The sequence below is a fragment of the Jongsikchunia kroppenstedtii DSM 45133 genome (genome assembly GCF_000380485.1).
In the GTDB taxonomy this organism is placed as follows: Bacteria; Actinomycetota; Actinomycetes; order Mycobacteriales; family Mycobacteriaceae; genus Jongsikchunia; species Jongsikchunia kroppenstedtii.
The window spans coordinates 1-9,375 of the sequence record NZ_AQYG01000020.1 but is presented as its reverse complement, the minus strand read 5'-3'; the positions used below and the strand labels follow the sequence as shown (position 1 = coordinate 9,375).

General features: G+C 53.5%; 9 protein-coding genes. All 9 read right to left on the bottom strand.

Annotated elements, in window-relative coordinates:
• Positions 1 to 473: 473 nt before the first annotated feature.
• The gene (locus G341_RS23660) at positions 474 to 1,259 is read right to left on the bottom strand and encodes a hypothetical protein (protein ID WP_155826660.1); all 786 of its coding nucleotides are present in this window, start codon (positions 1,257 to 1,259) and stop codon (positions 474 to 476) included.
• A 26-nt stretch (positions 1,260 to 1,285) separates the two neighbouring features.
• Positions 1,286 to 2,242: an MlaD family protein gene (locus tag G341_RS23345; RefSeq protein WP_081622372.1), complete on the bottom strand. Its 957-nt coding sequence runs from the start codon at positions 2,240 to 2,242 to the stop codon at positions 1,286 to 1,288.
• A complete protein-coding gene (locus tag G341_RS23340) occupies positions 2,239 to 3,210 on the bottom strand; it encodes an MlaD family protein (RefSeq protein WP_162140688.1) in 972 nt (323 codons plus the stop codon). Before G341_RS23340 ends, G341_RS23345 begins: the two co-directional genes overlap by 4 nt.
• Positions 3,211 to 3,257: 47 nt before the next feature.
• On the bottom strand, positions 3,258 to 4,370 hold the full coding sequence (locus G341_RS23335) for an MlaD family protein (RefSeq protein ID WP_081622370.1): 1,113 nt from the start codon (positions 4,368 to 4,370) through the stop codon (positions 3,258 to 3,260).
• Positions 4,370 to 5,404 (bottom strand): MlaD family protein, encoded by a 1,035-nt coding sequence (locus G341_RS23330; RefSeq protein ID WP_155826658.1) that lies wholly within the window; start codon positions 5,402 to 5,404, stop codon positions 4,370 to 4,372. The genes G341_RS23335 and G341_RS23330 overlap by 1 nt, the downstream gene beginning before the upstream one ends.
• A complete protein-coding gene (locus G341_RS23325) occupies positions 5,392 to 6,402 on the bottom strand; it encodes an MlaD family protein (RefSeq protein WP_026303076.1) in 1,011 nt (336 codons plus the stop codon). Before G341_RS23325 ends, G341_RS23330 begins: the two co-directional genes overlap by 13 nt.
• A complete protein-coding gene (locus tag G341_RS23320) occupies positions 6,399 to 7,361 on the bottom strand; it encodes an MlaD family protein (protein WP_162140687.1) in 963 nt (320 codons plus the stop codon). The genes G341_RS23325 and G341_RS23320 overlap by 4 nt, the downstream gene beginning before the upstream one ends.
• Before the next feature lie 65 nt (positions 7,362 to 7,426).
• Complete coding sequence (locus tag G341_RS0100370; RefSeq protein ID WP_043449948.1) at positions 7,427 to 8,323, bottom strand: ABC transporter permease; 897 nt, start codon at positions 8,321 to 8,323, stop codon at positions 7,427 to 7,429.
• Positions 8,323 to 9,135 (bottom strand): ABC transporter permease, encoded by an 813-nt coding sequence (locus G341_RS0100365; RefSeq protein WP_051092552.1) that lies wholly within the window; start codon positions 9,133 to 9,135, stop codon positions 8,323 to 8,325. The genes G341_RS0100370 and G341_RS0100365 overlap by 1 nt, the downstream gene beginning before the upstream one ends.
• Between the last annotated feature and the right edge of the window lie 240 nt (positions 9,136 to 9,375).

Below are 9,375 nucleotides of genomic sequence, written 5' to 3'. Positions count from 1 at the left end.
CACCCACCGGGCCCATCCGGTGACGTACGAGATTAACTACTGATCACGACGAACGACCCAAGAACAGCCCAGGCCCAATTTCGGGGACCTGCCACCCTCGACACCCGCGGTGGCTTAACCAGGTCTTCGACCAGACCAAGACGGTTCAAACCGGCGCCGGTTCAACCGGAGCCGATGCAGGATCTGGGTCACCGTGCGCACGCTGATCACGGCGCTCGAGTTGTTCATTTCCAGGCAGATTCCTCGTGCGGGCATTGCCCCTATGGCCATCTCGGCGGCAAGATGTGCGACCGGGCGTGTGCTCACAGCGGGTAACAAGCCGACGGCGGCCCGCCGATCGACATCGGTGATTACGATGAGTCATGAACGGATTCTTCGGCTGGTGAATGAGTGTCTGCGCAGCTCTCATCCTGCCGGTCGAGGACCCGCTCCCAATTCCGCCGACACCTCATACCGTCATGACTCACAACCAATTAGCCCGAAGGGGTCGTGGCAGGCGGTGCATGTTCGCTCATACTGGGTGCCGGCGTGCCAGTATCGGAACCACTTCCATCAGAATTGATAGCGCCCGGTAGCCCCGCGCCAATTCCGCCCACATCTGTGATAGTCCAGCCGCTAGCCTTGTCAAGGGTCACCGAATAGGACGCGGTCGAATTCATGCCGTCAGGAAACTGCAAGCTCTTTGACTGCATACTCACGAACACCTGTACATTGAACATACCGCCATCCCGACGCGATACATCTGCAGCGAGCAACTTCGACGTCGATATCCATTGAAGTTGCTGAAGCAAAGGATTCAGAACGTTTACCGCTGAATCAAACTTGGGCTTCAACTGATCACTCACCCCCGTCTTGAGGGACGATAACCACGGGTCCAGATTCTGAAAATTGAATGTCGACGCACCTACCGCGTACCGGCCAGCGATGCTTTCAGCCTTAGCATCATCCGCCTGACTCGATCGCAACGAGGACAATTCGCCGACACTATGCTGCCATAGTATGCCAAAGCCTATCCCCGCTAACGCAAACACAACAATAAGAATAAATGACACCGGCCGACGCCACACGATCACCCGAACATCACCCAAAGCACGTTGCAAACGACCCACATATGCCGACACCAGACCTCTGCCAGAGGCTACTGGCCGCTCAGGGCTTTCTGACAAACCATCAACATCAACCGCTGGCGACGACTCATCATCGACACCTTCATTTTTGCCCGAGGCCAAACCCTCTACATTATCAGAACTATCAACCATTTCCTATTACCTCTATTCAGAGTCCGCTAGTGCGGAATTGCTACGGCTATGCGCACCCTATCTCCCGGCAGCGCATGCAAGGCCTGATCTATTACGTCGCCAAAGTTTACCGTCGCCAGCAAGGAACCAGTGGACTTTGCAAGCGGAAGCAGTGCGCTTGCGATCGCACCGACACTAGGAGAGATTTTACGCACATAGTCAATCAAGAAGTTCTCCTCTGGGATCAGACTATTGAACAGAGCATCGCCATCCGTCCGACGCGCCAAGGCAAACAGACGAATCAGATCGGTCCGCGCCACCGTCGACATAGACGTAAAGGCTTCAGGAAGGCCACGCAACGACGGCCCCACCCACTCTGCATCTCCAAGCATGGTCCTACCGTTCGCAAGTATCCGAACAAGTTGCGGCTGTCGACTAACGACAGTCGATGCGAGTAACGTGGTGCCTCGCAAAATATTGGGGGTAGCGTCCTGCAGACCGGTCAACGCTTGCGTAAGAGCCCGAGAAATCGTCGCTACGGACTTCGGATCGACCTGGGCAAGAAGATCCGAAGAGCTGGACAGCAATTCAGGAATTGTAGCAGGAACATTCACCGGGCTAGTCCGCAGTCGAGTGCCATTCTCTAGATACGGGCCCGACGAATTCTTCGGGCTAATCTCAAAAACTGGCTCGCCAAGGGCCGATAGGCCTTCAACCTTGAGTGCACTGTCCACCGGCACTTTGTACTTTCGTTTGTAGCTGACCGACACTCGTACGCCTCCGTTAACACTACGAACCGAGTCGACTTTACCGATATCAACTCCTCGCAGCACAACATCAGAGCCGGATCGCAGTCCGCCAGAATTCGACAAATCGACTGAAATTCTTGTTACGGGCGTCGTAGGGTTAATATGAAGTACGCCGACCAACAGGTAGCCGCCACCCAATATCAGCACCAGAACCAGACCTAGCGCTGACAGCAAGTTCGAAACTCTGCTGCTCACTGAGCCGCTCCAATGATTCGAAGTACTGCCATCACGTCAGGTGTCGCATTCTTTCCGTCAACCTGCAAACTTGTCACATTGATAGCTGGGCCCTGCGCCACAAACGGGATCAACTTACCCCGGAACAATGAAATAAGCGATCCGATGTTCCCGTTAAATTGAAGAGCACTGTCTGAGGGCGTCCGCACCAAGGGTACGACTTTGTCCAAGAATCCGTTTATGCTTGGCAGTCTGGGCAGTAGCCATAGCAGAGCATTGGTCAGTTGCTGCAAACGCACCGTAATCGAAAAAACTGAGTTGCCAATAACTGACGTCTGCTCAAGTCGATAGTTGCCATCGTCGGAAAAGATCTGACGCAGATTTGGCAACTGTCTCATCAAACGATCTGTCACGTCACTACTAGAGTGAAGAATTCTGTCGATATTATCGATGCCATTCGCAGCTCCCGACAGGTCCTTCGCTGCTTGCGAAGCCAGATCTTTCGTTTCGCGGGAGTCCACGGGAAGTGCGGCGTTGAGTCGATCCATTGAATTCTGCAGTTCCTGTATACTTCCGCCGCTAATAAAGTTCGACAGTCGACGCAATACGTCTTCGACCTGAGGGCCCGGATCCGTTTGTGCTAGCGGAATCGTTCCACCATCGTCAATCATCTGAACTGAGCTCGCATCAACAGGAACAATCAGCGCAATATAGATGTCACCCAGTATCGTTGTTTGCCGTAATTCAGCGCGCGTGTTAGCCGGCAGCTTAACCGACTTCTTTACTTTCGTAACCGCTGTCACTCCATACGAATGAAGGTGGACCGACTGCAAAGTCCCCACCTTTGCACCGTTGGAACTTACATTCGCTCCCGGCGGAAGATTAAGCACTGATGCAAATTGAATATTGATTGTATAAGTTCCGCCGCCAACGCCGGTTCCTGGAATTGCGTAGTTGCTTGGGTTGAACGCGCAGGCCGATGCGGTCAACAGTAGGAGCACAGGTATCAAGGCTGCGCGAATACGTCGGTGAATAATCACGAACTACCCCCGATCGCAGAAAGTACCATCTGTACGAGTGGAATCGTTGCTCTAGAATTGCTGGTCACATCGCATGAGTTCTCACGAATACTATTCAGTTGTCGGCAGACGGATGCCGGCGATACCGCTGATACCGAGAAATCAGGGGGCCGATACGTGACACGGAGAGCGCCCTGCTGCCGATCAAACATATTTCGCAGGAGCGACACGACCGCTGGCACTTTACCCAAAATCTGCTGACCGCTAGTCACATGATTAGCCACGAGATCAATTATCGGTACCGACCTATCAAGAATTGGATTCAAATAGGGCAGATGTTCGGTGAAAAGCCTTTGCAGGGGACCGGCCGAAGTAGTTCCTACGCTTTGCAGCAACCCAGGAAAGAGCCCCAGCAGCTGTCCGGCGGCCTCGAATACGGTAGTCAGAGTCGGCGCAAGCGTCTTTATATTTGGCCACTCTTGCGCTGTAAGTGAAGTTAGCCGATCCGAATTGTCCAAAATCTGTCTAAGTTGTCCGACAAATTGATCGGGAGAACTCATCAATTCGCCAAGTTCGTTGACGGAGCTATTCAGCGTGGGCCCAGAAGCATCGAGCTCGTGCGCCAACTTATCGAGAACTCCTTTGAGAGGCATGCTGCCGTCCTGAGAAGTTGAAGCTAGCTGTTTCGCCACATTATCGAACGCCTGTAGCGAGTCATTGATATTGATCGGCGTCGCGGTATTTGCACGTGTTATACATGAGGAATATGAAAATTGCGCACCTCCTGTGAGCTGCGAATTCACGAGCTCAACACGACGATCCGTCAGTATCGAGTTGTTGACCACGACCGCCTGCACGTCTGCCGACAGCGGTCGCTTCTTGATATCCATATCGACACGTACGTGATCGCCTTCCGGCCGCACCGATCGTACTGCGCCGACTTTAATACCCATGATTGTCACCGGTGCGTCACGATACAGTCCGAGCGAGTCATTCATATCGGCGCAAAGTGCAGACATCGTCGGCCGAGTGTTATGCCATGCTACGGCACTCGCCAAGAGCACGATCATAATTGCAAGAAGAATGATCGTAGCCCGAACACCCTTTTGGCAGGTCCAGTTGCGCGCCATCAGCAGCTCCGTCCGGGAATCGGAACACAAATATTTGGACCGTTTAGTAGAGCATTGGACTGGTCAATATATATTTGGCCGTCTGGACCAAGCAGACCCGCCAGCTGCTTTATCATCCCCTGCAAATCCGCTATCGTATTGTCAATCTTGCTTCCCAGGTTCCTGGCGGAATCGACACTTCGTTCAAGCGGAAAAAGCAACGGCTCGATACGAGTCTGAAACGGACCGCCGAGAAACTCAAAAACTTTTGCCAAGAAGTCAACAAGATCGGTGGTGGCCACAATCAATGCCGACCGGTTGGCGACTAGCGCTGGGCCAAGCCGAGCGAGGTCTTCAATGACCGTTCTAATTACGTCGCTGTGAGAATTTGCCACTGATATGTACTCATTTGACATTTTCAGAATTTCAACGATTTGCCCCTTTTGCCTGTCAAATACATCGAGGGTTTTCTGCGCGCTGTCAATTGTTGTACGAACCGCGCCAGGCGCAGAAGCCAGTGCTGAGTCGATACTTGTTAGGTTTTGCCTCAGAGTTCCCACGTTGGTCTGTTGTACTAACGGGGTCGCTTGCTGCAAGAGACTAGGTATCTGGAAAGGCAGTTGGACTCGATCTACCGGAATATGTGTACGCCTTAGCGGAGAACTCCCCGACGGATTCACATCCACATAAAGGCCTCCGATCGGTGTCAGCATACGGATCTCCAGACTTGTCTGATCACCAATAAATACATTAGATTTAATTGTAAACCGCATGACGACATGGTCACCTGCTAGGCTAAGCGACTTAACCCGACCTACCGGCACACCCGCGATCCGTACATCAGAACCGGATACCACACTCGCGGCCGAAGTCATGTTCGCGGAATAAGTTACGGCACCGATCGGACGAATGTACACAATAAACGCTAGCGCAAGCGCGAGTACAACAACCACGCTGCCGCCCGTTGCCCAATAGATCTGGTTACGAGGTGATGTTTCTTCGTCGCCGAGTGATGGCCATTTGATGCTATGGAATGCGCGACCTAGGGTTTGCAAAGTATAATCTCCTGTCCGCCTATCAGAATCTTCGCCAAGCCTGGCAACGAAGCATTGCCTTTCGAGCACTTCAGATCGGCGGACGTATTGGGAAGAGCGCGTGTCAGGCCGCTAATCAGCGGAGGTACGATTTCAAGTGCCTTAACCGCGGCCGCAGGATCGGGAACCAATTCGTAAAAGCGAGCGGTAAGCTTATCTGAACCACCGAGTGCCAAAGTCTGCAGCGCGTCGAGCGCGCCGTCTAGCCCGGAGAATTCAGCAGCAGCCTGATGGATTAGCGAAAGCAGCTTTTCCAACTGTCCGGAAAGGGTATGGAATATCCCGCCGAACAATGACAAGAGGGTGTCAATCGTCTTTGAATGTCCAGTCAGAGTATTCGCCACCCTTCCCAAGTTGCTCAAGATCGCCTCAAACACAGCTGATCGATCCGATGCATATCCGGCAAGTTTGCCAATATCAGACATTACCGAAGCAACACCATCACCCTGCTCTCCCTCCAGAAGCGCCAACATATTCATCGCCAAGCGATTATAGATTGCGGGATCCGCCTGCTTCAATATTGGCTGTAAACCATTAAACATTTGGGTGATATCTAAAGAAGGCAGTGTCCGATCTGGTGGAATATCTTCAGCTGGATTGACCCTCGGCCCGCCGCTAGCAGACGGGAGTATTGCAAGATATCGCTGTCCAGTCAGGTTCTGAAACTTGATAGCGACTATGTCTCCGACACCCAGCGGATGCGACCGCTGCATAGTGAAAGTCACACGAGCAAACTTTCCATCGCGGAGTGTTACAGCGCGAACTTTCCCGACCTGGACTCCGCGGATCCGTACGTCGTTGTTGACCCGAAGCCCGAAAGCATCGGTAAATTCGGCGTGATAGCTCTCCGTCGACCCTGAAATCGGCCTCGTGATAGCTTGATTGATCAGAAAGACAATCATCACCACAGCAAGGAAAAACACTACCAGCCGCACGCCAGCTTTCTTCGATGAGATCATCTGTGTACCCCGTTTACGAGCATAAGCGGTACTCCCACCGATGGAAACGCGTCAATTAGCAGTTGGACATTTAGGTCAACGCGTCCGCTGTTGGTCTGGGTAAATGAACGCCCAAGTCTTGTGATTAATTGCTGTATCTGCGATGCAGTCACATCACGCAATCCATAGGTTGTTGGTGTTAGATAGGCGTTAAGTACGTCAATCGCCGGCGCCAATGGGCCAGCCGCCACCACCAGCTCTGATACGAAACCGAAAGCGAGCTGCGAGAAGGCGGGCAACGCCTTGGCAGTGAGCTGGACCAGGTGAGGATTTTCATAGTCTGGAACATCCAGCAATTGTTGGAGCATCGTCACAGCTCCGTCCACGACGGGACCCGCCGGTTGCATTGCGTTGGCGACTGCTCGAAGTATTTTGTCAACCGCAAGCGGGTCGGACTGTTTCCACGCACGCATCACTGCAAGGCTGGCTGTTACTGCTGGGGACATGCTTCTTGTCAGATCGGCGGCGTTGTTTAAGGCGCCCGAAAGTTGCGGAGTGACAACATCCAATGCAACCGCCTCAGCACTGCGGAGTACATTTGTGACGGTATAGTTTCGTATCTCCTGCTGGTAGTTTATCACCGTTCCAGGCGTTATCGGGAGCCCTCCCGAACCTGGGATCAATTCGATCGCGGTCGATCCAAATGCGTTAGACGACACGAACCGAGTCTGCATCGATGTTGTCAATTCAGCAGCACGAGGCTTTTTTACGGCCAGAGTAACGACGCGCTTTGTGCCATCGCTGGCAATCCGCGTGACCGTACCTATAGGCAGACCATGCAACCGGACCTGTGTCGATGTGTCAACACCATCGCCTATGCCTGCAGCAACAATCGTGAACGATACGTCGCCCTGGTGGTCGGGCGTAGCAAGAATTGCAGTTGTGTACATGGCAGCGCCGATCGCGGCAATGGTGATCAATCCACGGATTCGAATCCCGCGGCGGCTGGCACCGCGGCCAGATGGATCCAATTCTACGGCCATGGTTATCCCGAGAAGCTAACGCTGGAGTTGAATCCCCACATGATGATTGTCAACACCATGTCGAGCATGATAATGAGCACTATACTTGCCCTGATCGCCCGTCCGGAGGCGATTCCGACGCCTTCCGGGCCACCCCGCGCATGGTACCCTTGGTACGCGTGGGCGATGACTACTGCAATCACAAATACTACCACTTTGATCAACGAGAATGCGACGTCTTTCGCATTTATGAACATCTCAAAGTAGTGATTGTAGGCGCCAGCACCTTCACCATACACCTTGGTAATAATCAGTTGCGCTGATAAATACGCAACTGTCAATGTAACCAGGTAGGTGGGAATGATCGCGATGATTCCCGCCAACACTCGGGTAGACACCACAAATGGAATCGGCCGGATTGCCTGCGCTTCGAGCGCATCAATCTCTTCTGAAATCCGCATTGAACCAATCTCTGCAGTTAGTCGGCAACCTGCCTGTGCTGCGAAGCCAACAGCGGCGATGATCGGGGCAAGCTCACGGGTGGTCGCAAATGCTGACATTGTCCCCGAAATCGGGCCCAACCCAAGCAAGTTCAGCACCGTATAGCCCAATATTCCCAGCATCGCCCCGAGCGAAACACCCATGATGAATAGCACCGGGACAACGCCACCCCCAACGATCACGGCGCCACGGCCCCAGGTGAGCTCAGTGAAAATACTTAGTGTCTGCTTACGGTAGGTAGTCGCGGCGTGCCACGTTCCTCGGAGTGACTGCCAAGTGAAGTCCAGCTGATGACCCAAATGCTCAAGCGGGATCCAAACCATTGCTGCACGCGACAACGAGCGCTTCCGACCTAGCCGACCATACCGCTTATATGTCGACGGCACCCTAACCTTGGCGCGCCCGCCATTGAGTGCCATCAGAATAGCCTCGTCGGTAAGAACATGCTGACTAATTGGGTTATCAGAACGTTCACAACGAAGCAGGCAACAACACCGATCACAACCGCTGCGTTGACACCATCCGCCACACCTCGCGGACCACCCTTCGCCTCCAGACCACGTTGAGCTGCAACAATCACGACAATATAGCCGAATATCATCGACTTCACTACGCAAATGACTATATCTAGGGTGGATGCGAACGTGCCAAATGACAACCAGTACGAACCCGATGCAACTCCTTGGGCAATAACTGAGACCAGAAATGACGCGAGGATCGACATGAGAATGATTATTATTGAAAGCATCGGCGCAACAACGATCATGGCGAGCATCCGAGGGGATACCAAGCGGCGCATTGGATCGATCCCCATCGTCCGCATTGCATCAATTTCGTCGCGAATGGTACGCGCGCCGAGATCAGCCGAGACCGCTGACGCGCCGGCCCCCCCAACAAGGAGGGCCGCTGCCATTGGCGCAGCCTGCTGCATTACTCCGATCCCTCCTACCGCGCCCGCCATCGAACTTGCGCCGACGCTCTTGGTTATGGATCCGATTTGCACCGCTATGACGACCCCAAACGGTACCGCCAGCAGTACTGCGGGTACCGCTGTGACCGTAATAAAGAACCATGCTTGAATCACTGCTTCACGGATGGGCAGCTGCCCGCGGACAATGTCAATGAGCATAATCGTTGTAGTGCGGGCTCCGAGTCTGAACATGCGTCCGAGTGTCTGCGTGCTGGCAACCAATCTGGCGAGAATCACCGCCTCTATCGACGCCACTGCCATCCAATCTCCCGTCATACGCGATTTGTTCATAGCACTTACTGACTCGACCAGACCCATGCAGATACGCGCTATCACTAGTACCTGGTACTCGAAGTCTGACGGAAGTATGGATGAGGCGTGGATCACTGTCAAGCCGTCGCATCGACTTGAATCGCCCCGGGATGTCGGAGACTGCCTCAAACGGTCAGCTCAGCGGTTTGCTGGGCTGTCTGTTGAGCGTAGTACGCAGCTTCGAGTTCG

What these genes read in the sequence shown, in the direction of transcription:
- G341_RS23325 (WP_026303076.1), bottom strand. Translation starts at nt 6,402, where the DNA reads ATGATCTCATCGAAGAAAGCTGGCGTGCGGCTGGTAGTGTTTTTCCTT.
- G341_RS0100370 (WP_043449948.1), bottom strand. Translation starts at nt 8,323, where the DNA reads ATGGCACTCAATGGCGGGCGCGCCAAGGTTAGGGTGCCGTCGACATAT.
- G341_RS23660 (WP_155826660.1), bottom strand. Translation starts at nt 1,259, where the DNA reads ATGGTTGATAGTTCTGATAATGTAGAGGGTTTGGCCTCGGGCAAAAAT.
- G341_RS0100365 (WP_051092552.1), bottom strand. Translation starts at nt 9,135, where the DNA reads ATGGCAGTGGCGTCGATAGAGGCGGTGATTCTCGCCAGATTGGTTGCC.
- G341_RS23335 (WP_081622370.1), bottom strand. Translation starts at nt 4,370, where the DNA reads ATGGCGCGCAACTGGACCTGCCAAAAGGGTGTTCGGGCTACGATCATT.